At 59.9% G+C, this 21,454-nt stretch carries 17 protein-coding genes and 11 pseudogenes; 14 read left to right on the top strand and 14 right to left on the bottom strand.

The features are described 5' to 3' along the window. Nucleotides 1-117: 117 nt before the first annotated feature. The 4 genes and pseudogenes from glgX to AC0L3X_RS26630 all read right to left on the bottom strand — a co-directional run bounded on the left by glgX (nucleotide 118) and on the right by AC0L3X_RS26630 (nucleotide 4,226). Nucleotides 118-2,355, bottom strand: a complete 2,238-nt coding sequence (gene glgX / locus AC0L3X_RS26645) for a glycogen debranching protein GlgX (protein WP_354100367.1) — start codon at nucleotides 2,353-2,355, stop codon at nucleotides 118-120. 22 nt (nucleotides 2,356-2,377) lie between these two features. Then, entirely contained in the window at nucleotides 2,378-2,662 is a 285-nt protein-coding gene (locus tag AC0L3X_RS26640; protein ID WP_085400081.1) for a DUF3606 domain-containing protein, read from the bottom strand. A 157-nt stretch (nucleotides 2,663-2,819) separates the two neighbouring features. After that, entirely contained in the window at nucleotides 2,820-3,278 is a 459-nt protein-coding gene (locus tag AC0L3X_RS26635; protein WP_354100365.1) for a glycosyltransferase, read from the bottom strand. Beyond that, nucleotides 3,160-4,226 (bottom strand): annotated as a pseudogene (locus AC0L3X_RS26630) (glycogen/starch synthase). Before AC0L3X_RS26630 ends, AC0L3X_RS26635 begins: the two are co-directional and overlap by 119 nt. Before the next feature lie 122 nt (nucleotides 4,227-4,348). Between AC0L3X_RS26630 and AC0L3X_RS26625 the strand changes: the two are divergent. After that, nucleotides 4,349-4,525: a PAS domain-containing protein gene (locus tag AC0L3X_RS26625; protein ID WP_354098505.1), complete on the top strand. Its 177-nt coding sequence runs from the start codon at nucleotides 4,349-4,351 to the stop codon at nucleotides 4,523-4,525. Here AC0L3X_RS26625 and AC0L3X_RS26620 read toward each other — a convergent pair. After that, nucleotides 4,509-5,041, bottom strand: a pseudogene (locus tag AC0L3X_RS26620) (amino acid kinase family protein). The gene AC0L3X_RS26625 and the pseudogene AC0L3X_RS26620 overlap by 17 nt on opposite strands. Nucleotides 5,042-5,183: 142 nt before the next feature. Between AC0L3X_RS26620 and AC0L3X_RS26615 the strand changes: the two are divergent. Next, nucleotides 5,184-5,408, top strand: a pseudogene (locus AC0L3X_RS26615) (IS91 family transposase); the annotation flags it as partial. 435 nt (nucleotides 5,409-5,843) lie between these two features. Beyond that, nucleotides 5,844-6,113: a DUF4142 domain-containing protein gene (locus tag AC0L3X_RS26610; RefSeq protein ID WP_354098504.1), complete on the top strand. Its 270-nt coding sequence runs from the start codon at nucleotides 5,844-5,846 to the stop codon at nucleotides 6,111-6,113. Between the two features lie 655 nt (nucleotides 6,114-6,768). Here the strand turns inward: AC0L3X_RS26610 and AC0L3X_RS26605 are convergent. Beyond that, entirely contained in the window at nucleotides 6,769-6,939 is a 171-nt protein-coding gene (locus tag AC0L3X_RS26605; protein WP_354098503.1) for a hypothetical protein, read from the bottom strand. Between the two features lie 480 nt (nucleotides 6,940-7,419). Between AC0L3X_RS26605 and AC0L3X_RS26600 the strand changes: the two genes are divergently transcribed. Beyond that, the gene (locus AC0L3X_RS26600) at nucleotides 7,420-7,665 is read left to right on the top strand and encodes a PilZ domain-containing protein (protein ID WP_085400069.1); all 246 of its coding nucleotides are present in this window, start codon (nucleotides 7,420-7,422) and stop codon (nucleotides 7,663-7,665) included. A gap of 365 nt (nucleotides 7,666-8,030) precedes the next feature. Here the strand turns inward: AC0L3X_RS26600 and AC0L3X_RS26595 are convergent, their stop codons facing one another. Both AC0L3X_RS26595 and AC0L3X_RS26590 read right to left on the bottom strand, forming a co-directional pair. Then, nucleotides 8,031-8,243 carry a hypothetical protein gene (locus tag AC0L3X_RS26595; protein WP_085400157.1) on the bottom strand — a complete coding sequence of 71 codons (213 nt, stop codon included), beginning with the start codon at nucleotides 8,241-8,243 and terminating at the stop codon, nucleotides 8,031-8,033. A 418-nt stretch (nucleotides 8,244-8,661) separates the two neighbouring features. After that, nucleotides 8,662-9,149 (bottom strand): annotated as a pseudogene (locus tag AC0L3X_RS26590) (transposase); the annotation flags it as partial. Between the two features lie 330 nt (nucleotides 9,150-9,479). On the opposite strand from AC0L3X_RS26590, the gene AC0L3X_RS26585 reads away from it, so the two are divergent. Beyond that, the gene (locus AC0L3X_RS26585) at nucleotides 9,480-9,761 is read left to right on the top strand and encodes a hypothetical protein (protein WP_082757289.1); all 282 of its coding nucleotides are present in this window, start codon (nucleotides 9,480-9,482) and stop codon (nucleotides 9,759-9,761) included. Between the two features lie 37 nt (nucleotides 9,762-9,798). Further along, nucleotides 9,799-10,032: a hypothetical protein gene (locus AC0L3X_RS26580; RefSeq protein ID WP_162478990.1), complete on the top strand. Its 234-nt coding sequence runs from the start codon at nucleotides 9,799-9,801 to the stop codon at nucleotides 10,030-10,032. 522 nt (nucleotides 10,033-10,554) lie between these two features. Here the strand turns inward: AC0L3X_RS26580 and AC0L3X_RS26575 are convergent. Both AC0L3X_RS26575 and AC0L3X_RS26570 read right to left on the bottom strand, forming a co-directional pair. Continuing rightward, on the bottom strand, nucleotides 10,555-10,878 hold the full coding sequence (locus AC0L3X_RS26575; protein WP_085400065.1) for a hypothetical protein: 324 nt from the start codon (nucleotides 10,876-10,878) through the stop codon (nucleotides 10,555-10,557). Between the two features lie 343 nt (nucleotides 10,879-11,221). Next, nucleotides 11,222-11,337, bottom strand: a pseudogene (locus AC0L3X_RS26570) (MBL fold metallo-hydrolase); the annotation flags it as partial. A gap of 293 nt (nucleotides 11,338-11,630) precedes the next feature. Here AC0L3X_RS26570 and AC0L3X_RS26565 point away from each other — a divergent pair. The 3 genes and pseudogenes from AC0L3X_RS26565 to AC0L3X_RS26555 all read left to right on the top strand — a co-directional run. Next, nucleotides 11,631-11,855, top strand: a pseudogene (locus AC0L3X_RS26565) (MFS transporter); the annotation flags it as partial. Nucleotides 11,856-13,028: 1,173 nt separating this feature from the next. After that, nucleotides 13,029-13,373, top strand: a complete 345-nt coding sequence (locus tag AC0L3X_RS26560; protein WP_144030596.1) for a hypothetical protein — start codon at nucleotides 13,029-13,031, stop codon at nucleotides 13,371-13,373. A 215-nt stretch (nucleotides 13,374-13,588) separates the two neighbouring features. Further along, nucleotides 13,589-14,050: pseudogene (locus AC0L3X_RS26555) on the top strand (transposase); the annotation flags it as partial. On the opposite strand, the pseudogene AC0L3X_RS26550 reads toward AC0L3X_RS26555, so the two are convergent. From AC0L3X_RS26550 to AC0L3X_RS26540, 3 genes and pseudogenes are all read right to left on the bottom strand, one after another. Next, a pseudogene (locus tag AC0L3X_RS26550) lies at nucleotides 14,037-14,263 on the bottom strand (IS110 family transposase); the annotation flags it as partial. The pseudogenes AC0L3X_RS26555 and AC0L3X_RS26550 overlap by 14 nt on opposite strands. Before the next feature lie 116 nt (nucleotides 14,264-14,379). Then, nucleotides 14,380-14,673 carry a Cif family virulence factor gene (locus tag AC0L3X_RS26545; protein WP_354100387.1) on the bottom strand — a complete coding sequence of 98 codons (294 nt, stop codon included), beginning with the start codon at nucleotides 14,671-14,673 and terminating at the stop codon, nucleotides 14,380-14,382. A gap of 167 nt (nucleotides 14,674-14,840) precedes the next feature. Next, nucleotides 14,841-14,999 carry a hypothetical protein gene (locus AC0L3X_RS26540; RefSeq protein ID WP_187387704.1) on the bottom strand — a complete coding sequence of 53 codons (159 nt, stop codon included), beginning with the start codon at nucleotides 14,997-14,999 and terminating at the stop codon, nucleotides 14,841-14,843. Between the two features lie 56 nt (nucleotides 15,000-15,055). Between AC0L3X_RS26540 and AC0L3X_RS26535 the strand changes: the two are divergent. The 3 genes and pseudogenes from AC0L3X_RS26535 to AC0L3X_RS26525 all read left to right on the top strand — a co-directional run. Beyond that, nucleotides 15,056-15,685: pseudogene (locus tag AC0L3X_RS26535) on the top strand (transposase); the annotation flags it as partial. 62 nt (nucleotides 15,686-15,747) lie between these two features. Continuing rightward, nucleotides 15,748-16,170 (top strand): annotated as a pseudogene (locus AC0L3X_RS26530) (tetratricopeptide repeat protein); the annotation flags it as partial. A gap of 126 nt (nucleotides 16,171-16,296) precedes the next feature. Then, nucleotides 16,297-17,361, top strand: a complete 1,065-nt coding sequence (locus AC0L3X_RS26525) for an IS110 family RNA-guided transposase (protein ID WP_028152229.1) — start codon at nucleotides 16,297-16,299, stop codon at nucleotides 17,359-17,361. Between the two features lie 693 nt (nucleotides 17,362-18,054). Here the strand turns inward: AC0L3X_RS26525 and AC0L3X_RS26520 are convergent. Beyond that, nucleotides 18,055-20,418 (bottom strand): annotated as a pseudogene (locus AC0L3X_RS26520) (hybrid sensor histidine kinase/response regulator). 218 nt (nucleotides 20,419-20,636) lie between these two features. Here AC0L3X_RS26520 and AC0L3X_RS26515 point away from each other — a divergent pair. Beyond that, on the top strand, nucleotides 20,637-20,855 hold the full coding sequence (locus tag AC0L3X_RS26515; RefSeq protein WP_231145613.1) for a hypothetical protein: 219 nt from the start codon (nucleotides 20,637-20,639) through the stop codon (nucleotides 20,853-20,855). Between the two features lie 235 nt (nucleotides 20,856-21,090). Continuing rightward, complete coding sequence (locus tag AC0L3X_RS26510) at nucleotides 21,091-21,402, top strand: hypothetical protein (RefSeq protein ID WP_231145612.1); 312 nt, start codon at nucleotides 21,091-21,093, stop codon at nucleotides 21,400-21,402. The last annotated feature ends 52 nt before the right edge of the window (nucleotides 21,403-21,454 follow it).

Raw genomic sequence — 21,454 nt, 5'->3', positions numbered from 1 at the left:
CAGGCCGCACGTCGTTCCTAGCGCACATGGGTGAGGAGCGTGGAACATCGCAATTCAGGTCGTTGCCGATCGAAGGGCGAGGCCCCACAAACCCGGGTGGCCTGCGACGCTCCAACGTCAGTCCGGCAGGGGGGCCTCCGCGACGTCCAGCAGTGCTCCAAGCCCTTGCCGCAAACGTCGCGTCGCAATGTTCTCGGTTGCCAGGCCGAAGACAACCAGGGACCGCCCGGTCACAGCATACGTGTGCCCAAGTTTGAAGGTTGGCATCTGCGCCTCGGGCTGATTGGTATCGATCAGGCCCAGCCAGTTTCGTCCATCGGCGACGGCCGGCAATATGAAGTTCACGACGTCATGGTGCGCGTTGTAGATCAGCAGCATGGTCGCATCCGAGCCGCGACGCTTGATCCCCGTCTCCTGCGCGCGCCCGTCGAGCAGCATCCCGAAGCATTTGGCGTTTCCGTCCTGCCATTGCTCGTTGGTCATTTCCGCCCCCGACGGCGAGAGCCAGGTGACGTCCTTGACGTCCAGCTCTTCATTGTGGGAGCCGACCAGAAAGCGGCTTCGGTAGAGAATTGGAAATGCCTTGCGCGTGGTAATCAGCTTTCGTGTGAACTCCCGCAGACTTCGACCGTTCGCGGTGATGCCCATCCAGTCGAGCCATGTCGTTTCATTGTCCTGCGCATAGGCGTTGTTGTTGCCGTGCTGGCTGTGTCCGAATTCATCGCCCGCGAGCAGCATCGGGGTGCCGTGGGAGAGAAGCATCGTGGCCATCAGATTGCGCTTCTGACGCTCGCGTAGCGCGATAATGTCGGGATCGTCCGTCGGCCCCTCGGTGCCGCAATTCCAAGCATGATTGTTGCTGTGGCCGTCGCGGTTGTCCTCGCCATTCGCCTCGTTGTGCTTGTCGTTATACGAGACGAGGTCGTTGAGATTGAAGCCGTCATGGGCGGTCACGAAGTTGACGCTGGCCCACGGCCGGCGGCCGCGTTTGTTGAAGAGGTCGCCAGATCCCGAAATACGTTTGGCGAAGTCGGCGAGAGTGCCTGGATCGCCTTTCCAGAAGGCGCGTGCGGTGTTTCGGAACTTGTCGTTCCACTCCGCCCATCCTGGGGGAAACTGGCCGACCTGATAACCGCCCGGTCCGATGTCCCACGGCTCGGCGATCAGCTTGACGCTCGAGAGCACAGGATCCTGGCGGCAGGCATCTAGAAATCCACCGCCCTCGTCGAAGCCGTATGGTTCTCGCGCCAGGATGGTCGCAAGGTCGAAACGAAAACCGTCGACCCGCATCTCGGTGGCCCAGTAACGCAGGGAATCTGCGACCAGCTGAAGTACACGCGGGTGCGAGAGGTTGACCGTGTTGCCGGTGCCGGTGTCGTTGATGTAGTAGCGCTTCTTGTCCGGTAGCAGACGATAATAGCTGACGTTGTCGATGCCCTTGAAAGACAACGTGGGGCCGAGCTCGTTTCCTTCGGCTGTGTGATTGTAAACGACGTCGAGAATAACCTCGATGCCATGAGCATGGAACTGGTTGACCATGGCCTTGAATTCGTTTGCGAACGGCGTCTTCAGATAGCGCGGCTCCGGCGCGAAGAAGCCGATGGAGTTGTAGCCCCAATAGTTCCTCAGGCCTTTCTCGACGAGGTAGCTGTCGTCCACAAAGCCATGAATGGGCAACAATTCCGTGCTGGTGATACCGAGCGATCGCAAATAGGAGGGCACCTCCGAATGTGAGAGCCCGGAAAAGGTGCCGCGGTCTGCCTCGGGCACGAGCGGATGCTGCTGCGTGAAACCCTTGACATGCATCTCATAGACGATCGTCCGCTCCCACGGCGTTTCGGGCTTGCGCGCTGAGCCCCAGGTGAATGCCGGGTCGATGACGCGGCATTTCTGCATCGAGGGCGCGCTGTCGCGCTCATCGTAAGACAGGTCCTTGTCGGCGTGATCGAGCTGATAGCCGAAAAGTTCCGGGCCCCAACGCAGTTGTCCGACCAATTGCTTTGCATAAGGATCGAGCACCAGCTTGTTGGGATTGAACCGGTGTCCCGCGTCGGGCTCATAAGGACCGTGCACGCGGTAGCCATAGACGGTGCCGGGACGGGCCGCGGGCAGGTAGCCATGCCAGACTTCGTCGGTATACTCAGGAAGCTCGATCCGCTCGATCTCGGTTTCGCCGGTGTCGTCGAACAGGCAAAGGTCGACCTTGGTGGCATGGGCCGAGAACAGCGCGAAGTTGACGCCGAGTCCGTCCCAGGTTGCGCCGAGCGGAAAAGGTTTGCCCTCGGTGATCCGGGAGCGGCGCAGACTGGCGGCTGCCCGCGTCAGAGCGTCGTCTGAATGTGCCGGTTGATCCATTGTCCCCCCAAAGACGACCCCGTTAAGAAGCGGGCGCTCCAGCCTCGGATTCGATTGTGGCTTGTTCGCCGCCCGTTCTGGAAGCAATCACAGCCGCGGGCGGCACTTCAGTTGGTGCCGCCAGCACGGTCGATGCCCTTTGCAGCGCCGCCTCCTTGCTGATCGCGGAGAGCGAATTGCCGATCCGGCCGACGATCGCAGTCAGCTCCGCGTCGGATAGTTTCAGGCGCTTCTTGATGAGGCGCATTTGGATACGATCGGCGAGGTCAATCTTGTTGCGGATCGGCTGGAGCTTCGAGCGACGCATAACGGCGACTCCCTGTCTGTCTTGGTAACCGCTCCCCGATAGTTCCGTTCCGCACAATGCGGGAAGACGTCAGGTCGGCGTCGAGTGCGTTCAACGCCAGCTGACGGCCAGAGGAGCGATTTGGCTGATCTTCATCGGTCGCTTCCCGTCTTCTGGTCTAGATTGATGACCTGTAGAGAGCCGCGTATGACCTGGCCGAGGCGCCCCAGCTGAAGGCCTGAGACATGGCCGAGCGGCGCATGTGATCCAGACGGTCCTTCATGCCAAAAGTCGAGAAGGCCCGGCAAAGACTTCCGAGAAAGCCGAGTGCCGACGCCCGGTCGAACAGGAAGCCCGTCTCCCCGTCGACGATGGTTTCGGCAAGGCCACCGGTGCGATGGCCGATCGGCAAAGAGCCGAAGCGCTGGGCATACATCTGGCTCAGTCCGCAAGGTTCAAAGCGCGACGGCATGAGCGTGAAGTCGCTGCCGGCGAATATCTTGCGGGCTTCGGCATCGTCAAAGCCGATCTTCACTGCGATCGAATGTGGCGCGCGCGCCTGCGCTTGGAGCAAAGCCGCCTCGAACTGGGCCTCGCCCTTGCCAGTGACGACGATTCTGGCCACCGGCATCCACAATCGTCTGAGCGCTCTCGATCACGAGATCGACGCCCTTTTGATGAACCAGACGCGCGACGAGCGCGAACAGCGGGCCTCTTGATACGGCGAGGCCGAATTGATCTCTGACGTCCTCGGCGTTCAGCGAGCGTTCGGCCCAATCGCCCGCTCCGAATGGTTGGAGCAGCGAGGAGCAGGTCCGCGGATCCCAGCTTTCGTCGATCCCGTTCAAGATGCCTGAAAGTTGATTCCGGTCGGCCCGCGGCTTCAACAGACCTTCGAGCCCGCACCCGAACTCGGCGGTTGTGATTTCGCGGGCATAGGTCTGGCTAACCGTCGTCAAGTGAGAGGCGTAGACCAAGCCAGCTTTGATGAATGACAGTCGATTGTAGAACTCGACGCAACCTTGAAGCTCGTCTCAGGAATGCCGAGAGGGGCAAGCGAGCTGCGGTCAAAGACGCCCTGATAGGCCAGATTGTGGATCGTAAAGACGGTCGGCACGTGCGCGTAGTGCCATTGCAGATAGCCGGGGATGAGCGCGCATTGCCAGTCATTGGCATGGACCAGGTCGGCCGACCAATCCTTGTCGACCAGCCCTCTGGCAAGTTGGGCGGCTCCGTAAGAAAACGTCGCGAACCTGATGTTGTTATCGCTCCAATCGGCCCCGCCGGCGTCGGCGTAGGGCGTGCCGTCCCGCTCGTAGAGCTCCGGACAGCGTACGACGTAGTAAGTCAATCCGTCGGCGGTGTGCCCCAAATCGATCGCAAACCCGGGCAAGGCCGCAAACGGTTCGCATCGTCCCACGGTTCTAAGGTCGTGCAGACCGCTGAGAACAGAGGGGTACCCCGGGATGATGACGCGGACGTCCGCAAAGTCCTGCAAGGCACGAGGAAGAGCCGCCGATACCGCCGCAAGGCCGCCAACTTGGATGAAATCTGAAACTTCGGGTGTCGCGAACAGGATCCGCATTCTGCTAGGCTCGTCCGCCGAAATGGTCCATGCCAACCATCTTTTTGAATTCCCCGGCGCTTCCCAAGAAGCGCGATTGATGAATCTGCGACGCAGCAAGGTTCCGAACCCTGGAAGGTCTTTTGATTCCGCCGCATGAAACGCCGATGGCGCGCGCCGTGCGGGCGGGGGAGAGCTTCGAGGGCGCCGAAGCCGTGGTGCGCAATCCCGATGGACGTCGATGGGTGATGCGCGTCAATGTCGCGCCATTGCGCGACATTGACGGGCGAATCATCGGCGCGATCAATCGACCTCTTTGATGATCTGACAACATTCGGCTTTTAGCGCAGCTGCCATGGCCACCGCGGTGGTGTCGCTGCCGCCTCGGCCCAGCGTGGTAATTTCTTTGGTCGCCGGATTCACGCCCTGAAAGCCGGCCAAAACCACGATGCGTCCGCGGTCGAGCTCCTCGCGCACGCGAATCGGCCGCACATCCAAAATGCGCGCGGAAGAGTGCGAGTCGTCGGTCATCACTCCGGCTTGACTGCCGGTGAAACTAATCGCCGGTGCGCCGAGATCGGACAGCGCCATGCTCATTAAATGCGCTCACCGGTGGTTAGCAACATATCAAGTTCACGGCGATTGGGATGCGGGCTTACTTGATAGGCCAGCTTAACAAGTTCGTCGGTGGTCTTGCCGATCGCTGAAACGATCGCTACGACCCGATAACCACGCCTGCGCAGGTCGGCGAGACCGCTCGCGACCGCGCGGATTTTTGCCGGCGTTTCAAGACAGGTGCCGCCGTATTTTTGCACAATGATGGGATTGTTGCGCATTGTACATACAGAAATACTCCGCGCGAGCCCTGCGCGCCAGCACGAACGAACTGCGACAGGCGCGCTTGCGCAACTCTTATCGGGTATCGGGAGGACAGTCCGATTCGGGTCAAAGGACTAAACCGCTCGCGCGGTAGGGCGCCTGCTCGCCAGCGGCACCCGCGCTGACAACATCACACGCGCCCGTGAGCTGCTCGCTGTTGCAAACCCTGAAGGTGAGCCTGCCAGTGTCGCTGTCGATCCCAGCAAGCCGACTTGTCGGTGCTGCGGCGGTCGCATGATCATCATCGAGGTCTTCGAGCGCGGTGCCACGCCTCGGTATCGGCCGACAGCTTCACCGATCGTCATCAGGGTCGACACCTCATGACCGCGTCACAATCCCGCAAATCTGATCGTCCCGCTCGCTGCCTCTCGATCGGCCACGGCAGAGCGCGCTCAGATATCCAGCTATCGCCTCAAATCGTCCGACACATCACAGCGTTCGACGCCGCCCGCCGCTCATCCAGCGGCCGTTTCACCCTCGGACGGCTTGCTGGAGCCACTCGTCTCCATTCACACACCTCATTCGCGGCACTCGAATCCCCATAGCGCACGCCGCGCCACCCACATGCCCCTCCCGCGGTTTCCTCCCTTGGAGGTTTGCGAACGCCGGCCCCCGTGTGCGCCGCGCCACCATCATGGGGCCAGCATCCGAAAACCTGCACAGAAGGCGACATACCCCTTGCAACGGCGGCGGCGTCCATGGGCCGCTCAGTGCGTGGTCATTGCCGCTTGATCAGCGGCGGCGGATAATACGTGCCGTTTGCCACGCCTCCGTCGGCCGGTGGGAATGAACCCACCAAGCGGGCCGAATTCGAAGCAAAAAGCCGACCATGACAAGATGTCAAAAATGTCCGGTGAAGGCTTCGACAAGATGTTCGCGTCCCACATGGTCGCAGACCACCAGAGGGATATCGCCGAGTACAAGAAGGCGTCGAATAGCAAGGATGCGGCCGGAGAATATGCTTCCGGCCAGATAGATACATTGCAAAAGCATCTGGACACTGCAAAATCGTTGAAAGCCGGTCATTGATCCGACACCTTCATGGAGAAGCGCGAAGACTACTTGCTCGAGCTGGCGAGGGTTTTAGATGGTGTCGGAACGGCCCAGCAGATGATAATTCGCGCCGGTACATCGAGTACGCCTTCGGCGGGAATGACGCGCTCGCGCTTGCAGAGGCCAAAGTCTTCGCCGGCGCTTTCACCAAGTCGTATGCTGCCGGAGGCAGGGCTTATTGTTTTAGGAGGACCGCGCAGTTTAATCTGCTGTTTTAAACTGGAATAGCGAAATTCGACTGATGCCTGGTTACAATAAATTTTTGCTGCAATGTCTGAGAATGACGCTCGGCCTCGCCCGCATCTGGAAAAGCATTACGTCGTCTCTGCGGACCAAATCGTCGAGCTTTTCGGAGCCTCGGTTCGGCCCCTTTCCACCGCGCTGCCGCTTTTTGCGTTCCTGCAAAAGACGCCGCGTTGAGGCAATTATGGCAGCCGGCATCTCGCCAAACCACCGCTTACGGGTTGGGCAGTCGTACAGGCGCTCGCCGGATGGAAGTGTTAGCACCTGTGTCCAGCAGGAGGGCGTCACCTCGCGTTGCGGCTGCAATCAAGGACGCGCAGATGGGGAGGGCGGGGGAGGACTCTCGGCTAACCGATCCATTGCGCAAAGGCGCGTCCGTTGATGCGGCTTACTCGGCCTCGCTGCTTGCGGAAACGTTGTAACCGACCTTGACGGCCTGGCGACTGCGACCCAAGCGCTCGCCGAGCTCGGTCGCAGTCATGCCCTCATCGTGTAGGGCAAGCAGTTGCGCTTCTTCTTCGGGCGACCACGGGCGGATCTCTTGTCGATTGTTGGACATCGATTCATGCCAGCAAAAGCGCTGCGGAGCGTCATCGTACATCAAGATCGTAAACGATAAGTTCAGGAGCAGCCGTGAACGTCGGCTGACTCGCGCTTGCAAATCCAGGGGCTCGTGTAACGTAGACCCAAGATACAAGCGGTCCAAGGTGTCCGTGTAACGACCTGTAAGTATTGGGCATGCAAAATAGCGCCTTTCTGCGCGTGATCAGTCCGACCAAGGAGATCGCCGTGACATCAGATATGATGACGAGCTGGCTGTTTTGACGCGAGAGATCGCTGACAAGGTGACCTATGTTCAGAGCCAAACAATCCTGATCGCGGTCCTTGAGCGAGACGGACACGAGGTATCCGACTATGAGAGAGAGCTAGTCAAAGAGCGGTCGGGTCTGGCAACACGGATCGCGAGGCTGTTTAGACTGCTTGAAATAGCTTCTGCTAATGAAGGACCCGAGACAGCCGCGTCAACTCAAGGATAATCATGTCGGATCGCCGGAAGATCGATCGTTCGGAGGTCGACTTAGTCGCCTACATTTTTGGAGATGGCGGCAGCCGACGTTACCGCGTGTTCAATATCTCTGAGGACGGTGCTGGGATCGAGTTATCGACGAAGCTGCACATGCCTGCCACATTCAAGATGATGTTGAAAAGAGATCGTATCATCAGAGATTGTCGTCTCGTTTGGTCCAGTGATACTCGCATCGGCGTCGTGTTCAAAGCCGATTGAGTCGGCTCTGCAAACACCGCGCCCCCAAAAGCAACTTCGCCAGCACACATTTGCAGCACTCCGATCGTCGGAAACAGCGGTATTTCCGGAGAGGACTTCGTATGTCTCGAATCCGGGAAGGCTGCTGATTGCTGGCGTCACCAAATAGCGCAGCTGGTTCTGATCTCGCGCCCGATTCAGGCGCGCTACCACGACTATCGTTCTGAGCTGACGGAAGGGCCCCCTAGGGTTGGCTGAGCCCACACAGCCCACCCCGCGCGCAGCTTGCGCCGATGGCGTTAGTGTCGGGTGAGACCTGCGGTCCACGTTGGCAGGCCGGCTTGTCAGAATGCCGAGGCGCTAGCTTTGCCTAGCCTGCATGCAGGCTAGGCGTCTTGGCAGGGAATACCGAAGTTGTCACAAGCGAGAGCGAATGACTGTTTTGCCTTTATATCCTCGAAGCAGAAGCGAGTGCCGACCTCCGCGCGATCGATCCACCAATCGACGTTGTGGCCTTTCGCGATGCGGGAGGCTTCGCCTCGCAGCAGGTCCAGTTGTCTTCCCGCAACACGAACGATCAGGCAATTTTGTTTGGGCACAATACCTTCTCCAATGGCAACAGCCGCCGAACTCATTGGTAAAAAAGTACGGCAGCCAAATTGATCGCGCTAAGCGCCGTGGACGAAGGCCGCAGCAGGGGGCTGCTGCGGCCTCATTGTCAAAAAAAGCCGGGTGAAAAAGGTCTAAGTGAAATATGCAGCCAGCCCCGGTGCGATGATCGTAGCGCAGCATCTCCGGCTCGGAGTATGATCTATTTCACAATCGGCAGCAGGCTTAACTAACCGTAGGTCAGCCTGATGTCAGGCAACCCTGAAGTCAGCGTCAACACCGCTTCCGTCAAGGTAGATATTCCATAATGAAGGTTATGCGAATAAATAAAGCTTATTGGAATCAATGATTTACGCGTCATCTGCGCCGCGTCAAAAGTCGAGTCCAGCCCCGACCGACCTTCCTTAGGACGCGTTCGGAGCCGCGGCCGCTCGTCGCCATCGAACGGCCGTCGGAATCGGTCAGCGAGATTTGCTGGTCAGGCGAAGCGCGCATCTGCTTCTCGTAGACGGCAAGCTTGCCCATTTCGTCCTTCAGCTTCGTCAGCTTCTCCTTAAGCCTCGACACCTTTGCAGCCAGCGCCTCCGTCGGCTCTTGCCGATCGGCCGTGTCGAGCTGGCTCAAATATCGCGCCACACTCTCCCCAACTGGGCACGCCGCCGCTCCACCTTTGCCCGCGTAAAGTTCTTGTCCCGGTTGTTGACGGCCTTGAACTTGCTGCCATCGATGGCGACGCTCGCCGTGGCGAGAAGGCCCATCTCACGGCAAAGCTCGACGAAGCGCGCGCAGACCTTGCGCAGCGCCAAGCCGTTGTCCTTGCGGAAGTCCGCGATCGTCTTGTGATCTGGAGCAAGCCGACCCAACAGCCACATCACCTCGACATTGCGTCCGGCCTCTTCCATTGCCCACGATCCGCCTCTTCAACGAAGCGCCTCATCGATTCCTCCCGCAGAATCACGAGAGAATCCTAACAGGGCACGGCGTTTTCACACAGCCAGGGTCAAAAGGCGAAGAACTCAGCGTGAGCAAATCTCGTCCGCTACGCCCCAGCGGCGCGCCCGAGCTCGACGCTTTTCGAACAGCCAATCGCATTGACCGTTATGTGCAGCGATCGACATCGCCCGCGTGTAGTCCATCTTGCGGCGCAACTACGGAACAACGTTACATCTGCGAGATTCGCGGAACGAAAGGGATCGTCAGTCTTTCTCTGACTTTGGGATACGCCCATGACATCTCAGGCCGTAGATGGTGCGTGCGCGTTCGCGTGGCGGAACTACTTGCTGCTCCACAGCGGCATCAGCGAGAACGACGACAGGTGTTCCGCCCTCTATCGCTACGTCGCCCATCTTCGCGATACCGGCGAAGATGATTTCGATCTCTTGCAAATAGCGGCAGTCGCCTATTTGAGAAAACTCGACGAATTGCATGACGACCGATGTGCGAGACTCGCGGCAGATCAAGTTTTGGCCGAGTTTTCAGCATCACGCAGTGCACAACCTGACACGTAGCTTTAGGCCATAACACCAGAGCGAAGGAGCGAACAGCATGGCAGACAAGACCGCTAATGCAAACCGCTTCGCGCGCGACTCACAACGGGGCATCACCGCAGTGACAACAATCGGCATGAATGCCTTGAAGCCGATTATGCACTTTCAGGTCTCAATGCTGAGGATGTGGGCCAACAGCATCAAGAGGTTCGCGGGCAATTACGAAAAGGGGTTGGAAGAAACCACGACCACTGTCGAGGGGCAGTCAGACAAGGAGGAACGCGCCGCGTAAACTAACGCGAATTATTAGGCGGAGTCCGAGTTGGGTCAAAATGCGAAGAACTCAACGTAAGCAAATCTAGCCCGCCATGCCTTACTGAGCGGACCTCAACGAGGTGCGCGGCTACTTCGCTGATGTGCCAACAGGGGAAACGCGGCTTGACCCGTTCACTGAACAAGCACGTCCTCATGGCGTCCGGCGCGGCCGGGGCCTGGAATGCCTCATTAGCGGAAAAGCCGACGCCGGTTTGGAACGGCGACGGCTTCTTCTTTACGCGCTCAGACGGACGGCCGCGGCTACCCGCCGCGTCGCATGAAGGAAACGGTTAGCGGGCGCTGCGACGCCATCAATTGGAGGACGCTCCTGTTTGAGCAACTCATCGACTAGACGTTCGAGATAGGGCGGCAGAGGCGAGGCTTCGAGAGATAAATTCTGTTGCAATCTGTCACCCACCTCGTCACAGATCGAGCGGGCAGTCTTATGGTCGATGTGGTCCGATATTCGATTGGTCGTTTCCATATCCCGACCTTTCGATTAGGCCCCACGTTCACTCCGAAGAAGAAGCGAGTGCGGCCGGCGTTCGAGCGGTAGGAGTAAGGCCGTGTTGGTCGTATGATCCAAGATGCTCTTAACCGAATTGAAAATGGAGTCGTCGAACTGCAGATGATCGTTCTTCACATCGAAGTCGAGAATGGTGTTGGCACCAGACTCAGGCCGGAAAACAAATTGATCGGGCCCCTTGCCTCCAGCCAGGATGTCGCCTTTACCGCCGATCAGCACGTCAGTGCCTTTGCCGCTATATGCAACAGCATGGCCTGCAGATCCGTCGAGCGCGCTCTTCCCGTTATCGCCCCACAAGATGGTGTTTGAGCCGGCTTTATAGGTGAAGGAAGGATCAAAAACGGAAAACGTCAGGGTGGAGGTGTCGCTACCGCCATGACCATCAACCGTTGTGTAGGTGAAGGTATCCTGAGCAACAATCTGTGACGGCAGGGCTTTAGCTGTAGCGACATAACGCGTCGTAGCCCAAAGCTTACCCCTGAGCTAAAAGTGCGAATTGGGTGGTGCGTCCGGACGGGTTCTGAACGGCCGACCTCCGCCATGTCACAGCGGCGCTGCTACCAACTGAGCTGCGGACGCGGGCCGGTATCGACTCTCTGACGCCTACGTCGCTGGCGTTTACCCCAGCGGCCGATCTCCGGCTCTTTCCCTTCCAATTCACATATTGCCCCTCGTCCTCGCAGATCAGGCACGAGACAGGTGGATTTCCGCTGTCTGAAATCGGGCGCCGCAGGTTTCGCAGGTCCAGAGAGGCATGGCCATGATCCAGGAGAAGCAAGGGGGCACCCACGAGATGACGCCGTAACCATCCCATCGCAGAGGCGGAGGAACCACCGCGTTTGGCCCATGTTATCCTCTGGTCCACCCCCGCGCCAATTGGCTGGTCATGTCATCGCAGCTTGTCAGCCCTGCGTGTACGGGACCACATTCTGTCGGAAGTCGTTCAGCGTCTCGATGGCATCGCGCTCCCCTCCCCGCCTCTGGCCCCTCTACGCAGTCAACTTCTTCATGGCCGACATGCAGTCGGGCATCGGACCGTTCGTCGGCGTGTTCCTCCAATGGTGGCGCGCTCGCTTGACGGCACCGGCCGCATCAATCTCGGCCAGGGCGCCGTCATCACCTTGCAGGGCGTCGGCGCAAGCCTGAGCCCCGCGCTTGGCGGCTGGATCGCGCAGTGGATCGGCTACGGCTCGACCTTCTTGCTGCTGGGCGGCTTCGGGCTCGCATCGATGGGGCTGTGGCTGGCGTTCGGTGCCGCAGTGAAGAAGTATTGAGGCAAGCGGCCGGCCGGACATCACGGCGCGAATTGCTTTTGCCATCCGGGCAAACCAAGCTGCGGCACCTTTGGCACAAGACCAGCCATGCGCCGAAGTCTCGCCGGTACCAATGGCGGCGACCACGGCGGTCGAGATCAGAGGGCCGACGCCCGGAATGCTCATGAGGCGACGGCAGTCAGTTTCCTTCTCACCGATCTGGTCAATCTCGCCGGAAAGGCTCTCGACCCGTTCATCGAGAGATATCCAGTCTTCGTACAAGCCAGCAATCAGGCCGCGCATTCGTGGCGATATCTCATCCTGACGGCTCTCCAGGATCGCCAATGAGCGCGGGGGCGCGAAATGCCACTGTTCCCCAGAGATACGTGAGTTGGTTCAGGCGCCCTTCATATTCGGCCCGCTAAACTGGCGGACTGGGATTTGAGGCCAGCGAAATAAGCGCCGCCAGGACAATGTATTTTGAGCCTGGCGGCGTTCAATTTTAAGGCCAATGAGAAGCCCGCCCGCTGAACCGGCGCATACGAAGAGGCCGCCAATTGAGGGCTTCTTTATTTTGGCGCCGTTTCACCGATCAGATCGAATAACCGCGTTCAACGCACGACCCATGTACTGGGCGCGCGCCGGATTGGGTTATCCCGCCCGCTGGCGGTTTTCGGCGGTGCACACATTGGCGAAAGCTCGATTCTTCCCAATTCCGTTGGCTCCATCAGGACGCGTGTGCCGTCGATCTTGCGGCCGGGCGCAATCAATTTCGTGCGCCATAAGAACCACAGAGACCTAGAGCCGCGCCCGTTCGATACGAAAGTGAACTTAGCGGCGTCGTGCCCGCCGTCCTAGGCTTTTCGATTTCCTCGGCGGTCCACTCCTGCTTCCAGCGCGCCATTTTTCCCGACCTACGAATTTCGCCGGTTCCAGTGAATTCACCATCGGCACACGGCTTTCCGTGAGCGCGACATCGCTTGGCACAAACTGCACTTGTCCAGGAGCGCGATGTCTGCACCATCAGTGGGGTTTCCGCCCAGGATGTTCTATCTCCAATAGCACGATCCGACGGCGGGGAACGCTGGCCCCGGCGTACAAACAGCCCCCTATCCCCGGCGCTGGGGCCACGTTCCGCGAGCGAAAGTTCGCTCGTGTCCGCCACCAAAGTTGAGGCTTCGGCGGAGTGAGAGTATGAGAAAGGTTCCGCTATTCACCTGCACGCACTGCCGAGTGCAAGACGCGGATGTGATCAGCATTACGGTCTCCTACAAGAAGGGAGAGTCTGTCCATGGCAAGTGGCACCCAGCATGCTTCGAGGAGGTCAGGCCGACGCTGAAACGAAAGGGCGACCCCATGATCGCCATCAGCAGCAACGTACCGCCGAGCGACCCGCGTAGTCTTGATCATCTTAGCCACCGTGAACAATGGTTGGCGTTGGCCAGGGCAATCGGGCAGCACATCGCGAGAGATGAACGTAATGGCGTCAGCGGGCCGCACATAGGAGACGTGGATCTCGACGAGGATAAGTCATCATGACATCGCCGCCCCCGAACCCTGATGATGGCACGACCATCGCCGTCGCCATGGTCGTCGTCGCGGAATGGAAGAGGCCAGAGGCGGGCCCTCCAAATGATTGACGAACGGCTAGTTAGGCGATCATCTAACCGTTCGGTATCATCAATTAAGGGAGACAATCTTGCAAAGCGCCAAATTGTTGTTGGTCATCGTTGCTCTGTTTGCTGTCTCGCCTCGACTGGGTTGCAGATGACAATCCGGTTCGCGTGATCGACGCCTTCGTTGCAGGCCTCGATCTGGCTGAACTTGGGTTCGGTGGCGTTGAGCCTGCCGGCACAGGTAGGGCGTCGTATCATCCGGCCGCGCTCTTAGGGCTCTACATTTACGGTTATCTCAACCGTGTCCATTCGAGCCGCCGGCTTGAGCGTGAAGCTGGCCGCAACGTCGAAGTGATGTGGCTGCTCGCCAGGCTTGCGCCCGATCACAAAACGATTGCCGATTTCCGCAAGGACAATGGTCCCGGCATCAAAAAGGTCGGCGCGCGCTTCGTCGAGGTGTGCCGCAAGATGGGCTTGCTCGCGACAGCCAGCGTTGCCATCGGCGGCAGCAAATCCAAAGCAGTCAATAATCGCGATAAGAACTTCACGCGCGGCAAAGTCGAGCGGCGGCGCACGCAATTGCCGCCTTCGATTTCGCGATGCGATGAGGATCATCAGTCGCCGATTTGTAGGTAATAGCCACTAGGGGACCAACGCCTGGCACTGTCATCAGCCGGCGACAGACCGCATCGTCACGCACAGCTGCCAGCACGGCCTGTGTAGCCTTCCGTACTCTGCCTTCAAAGCCAATCGTGCCGAAAGCATCGCTGTGGCAATGCGCTCCAATGTCGCCTGACCCGCAACCAACTCTCGGAAAGGCTCTTAATCGTGCACGTACAGAGCGCAGACCAATGCGGTTGACGTCAGCGTCACCATTCACGCCATTAATCTAATGGGATTCATGCGGCCTCGCCGCTTGGCGAAGCCCGTCACTGCCCTGGTGCAGCTACGGTCACTGTCTTTTCCATGATCTTTGCTCGGTCACCTTCTCGCACCACGATAGCGGTATAGTAGCCGTGTTGCGGTTGATCGCCGAACTTGGCCTGCCACTCGCCAGCATTGAAGACGAAGTTGCCGAAAGATCGGGATACGTTGCGCTCTACGGAGTAGTCGTGCAGGTCAAGGTTGAGGACATCCTGCAGGTTACGGCGAATCGCTTCTCGGCCTACGAAGATCCCGCTCGGCGTTACTCTGATGGTATCCTCGGTGAACGCTGCAGCCATGGCATCGACGTCTTTGCGATTGTAGGCGTCGGCAAACTTCTTCTGCAGGTCGGCATATTGATCCTCGACAACCGGCTGAGCGACAGCACCAACGCACCGACCATCATCAGAGATGCGGCAAGTACGATCGTACGCACCGTCGGTATCGCCATCATCAAGGCGATGGTTCAGAACCACTCGCCCGGTATGTACTTGTCGGCGACGATGATGCTCACTGACACGAGCAGGCCGCCGAAGCAGAACAGCGCGAGCGATACGAGCGTCTGGAAGTCAGCAATCGCCAGGACCGATGCCCTGGGAAACATACGGGTAGCCAATGCCGTCATGTCACCCTCCAACTATCACGGCTGAGCCAACTCTCGCTTCAGCCCGATCACACGGCGCGGAAGTCGGTACCGCAAAGACAATGATCGAACGAACAGAGGAGCGTTTTGGCCTCAAACCGGAGCGGCTCGCGGCCGATACCGCTTATGGATCCGCTCCGATGCTGAACTGGCTGGTCGAGAAGGACATCGCGCCACACATTCCGGTCATCGACAAGTCAAAGCGAGAGGATGGCACCTTCTCGCGCACCGACTTTCGATATGACCCGGCCGGCGACGTCTACCTCTGCCCAGGCGGAAAGCGGCTCGGGACGAGCGGCACAGTATACGAGGGCAAGACGCTTCTGTACCGCGCAAGCAAGCTCGACTGCGATGTATGCCCCCTCAAACCGCAGTGCTGCCCAAAGGAGCCCTCACGCAAGATCCCGCGCGACATCCATGAACACGCCCGAGACGTTGCACGGTCCTTCGCTGGGACCGAGGGCTTTTAGCAGTCGCGACGTGAGCGGAAGAAGATTGAGATGCGGTTCGCTCACCTGAAGCGCATCCTGAGGCTCGGCCGACTTCGACTGCGCGGCCCACGGGGCGCCCAGGACGAGTTTGTTCTGGCTGCCATCGCTCAAAATCTGAGGCGGCTCGCGTCGTTGATTGCGCGACCACTACCCGCTCATGCTCTGTGTATTGCGTAGCGTAGCAGTTGCGTTGAGAGCGGCACGGTCGGCGGATCAAAGCCGGTCGACCTTAGCGAATGGCCGAAAGACATGCTGCCCTTGGTTTTGCCAAATTCTATATGGGGCGCGCTGCCGAGACCGAAGGCCATATACTCGAGGCTTTACGTCTCTCCCCTCGCGACGTTGAAGCCTACCAGTGGACGTGTTTTGTGTGTGTGGCCAAGCTACAGCTTGGTTCGGACGTCGAAGCCGTCAGTTGGCTACGACGAAGCACTGAGGCGAACCGCAACTTTCCTCTCGCTCATGTGTTGCTCGCCGCTGCGTTGAGCCTGACCGGCGCGCTCGACGAGGCGCGAGCTGCTGCAAGATCGGGACTTGCGCTCAACTCAGGTTTCACCATCCGTCGCTTGCTCGCTGCTCAACAAAGCGACAATCCAATTTTCCTTGCTGGGCTCGAGCGCATCTGTGAAGGCCTGCGCCTCGCTGGCGTGCCGGAAGGGTGATGAGCGTTCGGGTCAGAAGTCGACTTCAGCGCGTTCCTGCCCTACGTCGGCTAATGGGATGGTCCGGCCGTGCTCCTGCCCCGCCAGCGATAAGCTGGCCAGGGGCGCCAAGACAAGGAGCACGCCATGTCCCAGACACTCAATACCGCGATCGCCGTGATCGGCATCGATATCGGCAAAAACTCGTTCCATGTCGTGGGCCACGATGCGCGCGGCGCCATCGTGCTGCGGCAAAAGTGGTCGCATGGCCAAGTGGAGGCGCGGCTCGCCAATATGCCGCCTTGCCTGATCGGCATGGAAGCCTGCGTCGGCGCACATCATTTGAGCCGCAAACTCGCATCGCTTGGTCACGATGCCAGGCTGATGCCGGCCAAATATGTCCGCCCTTATAGCAAGGGACAGAAGAACGACTTCAACGATGCCGAAGCGATTGCCGAAGCCGTGCAGCGCCCAACGATGAAGTTCGTGGCGACCAAGACAGTGGAGCAACTGGATCTGCAGGCGCTGCATCGGGTGCGCGAGCGGCTGGTGTCGCAACGCACCGGCATCATCAACCAGATTCGCGCCTTCATGCTGGAACGCGGGATCGCGGTGCGCCAGGGTATCGGCTTCCTGCGCACAGAACTGCCCAGCATCCTTGCGACGCGCACCGATGCCCTGTCGCCACGCATGTTGCGTGTCATCGAGGAGTTGGCGGGCGACTGGCGCCGGCTGGATCAGCGCATCGATAGCCTCTCCGGCGAGATCGAAGCACTGGCCCGTCAAGATCAGGCATGTTCGCGCCTGATGACGGTGCCTGGCATCGGGCCGATCATTTCGAGCGCCATGGTGGCCGCGATCGGCACTGGAGACGTCTTCTCCAAAGGCCGTGACTTCGGCGCCTGGCTCGGACTGGTGCCCAAGCAGATCTCGACGGGAGACCGCACGATCCTCGGCAAAATCTCAAGGCGCGGCAATCGCTACCTGCGCGTTCTGTTCGTGCAGGCGGCATGGGTTGTGCTGGTCAGGATCAAGAACTGGGAACGTTACGGACTCAGATCTTGGATCGAAGCCGCCAAGAAGCGATTGCACCACAACGTGCTGGCGATCGCACTCGCCAACAAGCTTGCCCGCATCGCCTGGGCGGTGCTGGCTAAAGGACGCGCCTTCGAGCTGACAAGGACCAACGATGCAGGCGTCCGACCCGCTTGATCCTCGCGCCGTGCTCGGCGCGGTCAAGGCGCGGCCTGGCAACGCCGGAGCCAGCCGCAAGCCAAGCGCAACGGCCGGCCTTGACCGCCCGTGCGCGCGACGCGACGCACGTCCTGCGGGCCGGGACGAAGGAACGGCCCCTGGCTCGAACACAGGAACTACGAGGTAGGAGGAGCATGCGATGACGTAACCCCATCAACAGGTTCCAGCCGAGGTCTGCGAGAGGATGAGACGAGATGGAGGTCCGGTCTTCCCGGCGCATGCGAACACTGGTGACCCAAATGGCCCAATCGAGGCCTGTCCGCTAATGAGAACGCACGCGCGCTGATATCCATGATGGCCCGGAGCGAATGCTCCAATCAAAGGCCGGATACATTGATGCAAGACCACTCACCACCTGATCGATGAACCTCTTGCTACGCACGGCCGGACCATACATTTGGGTCAAAATGCGAAGAACTCGGAGTGAGCAAAATCAGTCCGCTCCACCCCACCAAGCGGACCTCGTTGAAAGGTGTCGTCACTTCGCTGATGGGCCAATCAGCGGACATTGCGCCGGCCTTTCTGTAATTCGGCGCGGCGTTCGCTCCCATTCGGCGCAAAGGCTGACCCCGGCCAGAATGAGCGCGGACCTCGACTATCATGTGGGGTCAACGTTGAAAGCCATATTTCACCCAGTGAGACCCCATCTATTCAGCGACGCTTCTTCATCGCATGTTCCAAACCCTGGCGAAGAGACGCCGGTGTGTAGGGCTTCACGATGAGTATCGCGCCCAGTCGCGCGGCTTCAGATTTCACTCCGCTGTCACCTGTCGCGAGAATTAGGCTAAGATCGGGCCGGCGCGCGTAGACGTCCCTTGCGAGCTGCAGACCGGAAACCCCAGGGAGGCCGACATCCGTGAGTAAGATGTCCACGGGCTGCTCATCCAGGATCTTCAGGGCCTCTTGAGCCGTGCCTGCCTCTGTTACCTTGCATCCGATATCGCTCAGCATCTCCATCGTGGTGAAGCGGATGAGGTCGTCGTCCTCGACGAGCAACACGGTCGCGTCCTTGAAAGTCTTTTAGTTGGCCGAGTGTTGCGATCCCTGAGCGACGCGCCTTTGAGCTTGATTGGCCAACACGTGTCTGATTTTCCGCGCGAGTGACTCCCGCGTGTATGGCTTGGCCAGGAGCTCCACTCCGGGATCAAGCCGCCCGCCATGCACGATGGCGTTCTGAGTATAGCCGGATGTGAAAAGCACGGCGACATTGGGCAAACGTTCCTTGGCTTTTCGCGCCAAGTCCGGGCTACGCAGGCTGCCAGGCATCATGACGTCGGTGAAGATAAGGTCTATCGGAATGCCGCTGTCGACGACGACGAGAGCGCTCGCCGCATCTCGCGCCTTGACCACGCGGTACCCTAGCTCGGTGAGCATCGAGACCGCGACCTAGCGAACCTCATCGTCATCCTCAACCACGAGGATGGTTTCCTCTCCGCCTCTAATCTCGTCGGACGTAGCCCCGACCAAAGTGTCTTCGCTGGCCACCTCTCGCGGGAAGTACAGCTTCACAGTGGTTCCGGCACCTACTTCGCTGTAGATTTTGATGTGTCCGCCGGACTGCTTGAGGAAGCCGTAAACCATGGCGAGGCCCAGTCCCGTGCCCTTGTCCTCCGCCTTGGTTGTGAAGAATGGCTCATAGACCCGTTCTAGGATGTCAGGCGGAATGCCGGTGCCCGTATCGGTCACCGCGATCATCACGTATTGCCCCGCAGACAACTCGTCATGCTGGCGGACATATTCGTCGTCGAGGAAGGCATTGCTTGCTTCAATCGTCAGCCGGCCTTCGCCGTTCATCGCGTCGCGAGCGTTGATCGCGAGGTTCAAAACCGCATTCTCCAGTTGATCCGGGTCGACGAGGCTATTCCATAGCCCACCTGCAACCACCGTCTCGACTTCGATCTCCCCACCCAAGGCGCGACGAAGCATCTCATCCATGCCTCTGAGCAGACGGCCGGCGTTCACCACTCTCGGCTCCAGCGGCTGTCGCCTCGCGAAGGCGAGCAATTGTGAGGCAAGTTTTGAACCGCGGGCAACACCCCCGAGGGCGCTTTGGACCCGCATCTCGGCCCGGGCATTGCCCGCGATATCTTTGCTCAGCAGTTGCAGGTTTCCGCTGATGACCTGCAGCAAGTTGTTGAAGTCGTGGGCGACGCCGCCGGTGAGTTGCCCGATCGCCTCCAGCTTCTGCGAACGGATCATTGTCGCCTGCGCCGCTTGGAGTGCCGCTTCCGCCTCGCGGCGTTCGGTGATATCCCGTGTCACCTTGGCGAAGCCGAGAAGCTTGCCGGCGTCGTCCCGGATGGCGTCGATCACGACGTGTGCCCAGAACGCAGTGCCGTCCTTTCGGACCCGTTGACCTTCGTTCTCCCAGCGTCCGTTTCGGGTTGCCGTCTCCAGGCCGATACGCGGAAGCCCGGCGGCACGGTCGGCTTCCGTGTAGAAGTCGGAGAAGTGCCGGCCAATGATCTCTTCAGGGGCATAGCCCTTGATGTGCTGCGCACCGGCGTTCCAGCTTGCCACGTGGCCGCCGGCATCCAGCATATAGATGGCGTAGTCGGTAACACTTTGAACCAGCAATCGGAACTGTTCTTCGCTTTCGCGCAGTTTTGTCTCGGCGGCCCTTCGCTCGGTCAAGTCGCGGGTGATTTTGGCGAAGCCGACAAGGGCCCCCGCAGGCGAGCGGATCGCGTCGATGACAACATGGGCCCAGAAGTGCGTGCCGTCTTTGCGGACGCGCCAGCCTTCGCGCTCGAAGCGGCCGGTGCGCTCGGCCTCCGCCAGCGCCTGAGCAGGGACGTTCTGCGACCGCTCAGCGTCGGTGTAAAAGGTCGAGAAATGGCGACCGATAATCTCATCCGCCTCATAGCCCTTGAAGCGCCTGGCGCCAGGGTTCCAACTGGTCACGCGACCCCCGCGATCCAACATGTAGATCGCGTAATCAGTGATCGCCTCGACGAGGAGCTGGTAGCGGCCGTCGCTAGTTTGTGCGGCTTCGAAGCGGTTTGAGGTTTCCATACGAATCCTATCCCAGCCCCAGTGTGGGTTGGGACACAGTCTACTGAAACACGGCTCGATCGATTCGGTTCCACTGAACCGCGGCGCCACAATTCCGATAGCCGGACTGAACCACTGCGGAGCGGCCCTCAGCCGTCCCTAAGGCGCGCGCGCCCAGTATAGGTACGACTCATCAAGCCTCGCGTTGCCGTCGCCGTATCTTGCTATCGCGCGCGAACATGGCGAGCGTCGCCTACGCTGACGTGCTGTTGCTGTCCGATCGGCTGGAGGAGTGCGGGCCCGAGGCCGTGATCTCGCCGTCCTTGCCTGGGCGCAGGCGACGGTTACTGCATGGGCCGAGGGGCGCGAGCGGCGCGCGCTGGCGCGATCACCGCAGCGCGACGCACCGCCACGATGACGAGGTGGAGATCTGGCAGCACGAAGCGCTTAAGCGTTGACCAATAGATAGAGCCCTGAGACCAGAGCAGGCTCAAAATCCAGCGGCTGGTTCCGCGACTGGCTCGCTCCTATTCTTGATGCATGATCGCCCTCACCCGCCGGCGCAGCGACAACCCGCACCAGGAGACCTGGCGTATCTACTTCACCGATGTGTGCGTCGGGACCATCAGCGTGCGCGCCGGCGTGCCTGTGCATGCCGATCAATGAGAATGGTCGGTCGGCTTCTATCCTGGCATGGAGCCAGGCACATGGCGGAGTGGCATAGCCGCCACCTTCGAAGCCGCGCGCGAGGCTTTCGAGACTGCATGGTCGGAGCTACAGCCGAGCACCCCCGACAATGCCTTCGCCGAATGGCGCCGCGATCGCGACTGGCGGGCCGAGGTTGCGGCCAAGCGGGCGCGGGGCGAGAAGCTCGATAGCGAGATACGGAGCACGCTGATGCGCTGCGTCTGCGGCACCACATTCGACAGCTGGAAACCGGCGGAGAGCTACCAGCACCGCGCACACTTCACCGCCGCGCAGGCGGCCAATGGGACACGACGATGAAGCACACCGCAGAACGACCCTATGCAGACCCGGATGCGGCCGCGCGCAAGCT

It is taken from the genome of Bradyrhizobium sp. MI1.7 (assembly GCF_055811795.1).
The sequence above is the reverse complement of the archived record's forward strand: the minus strand, read 5'-3'. Positions and strand labels throughout refer to the sequence as shown.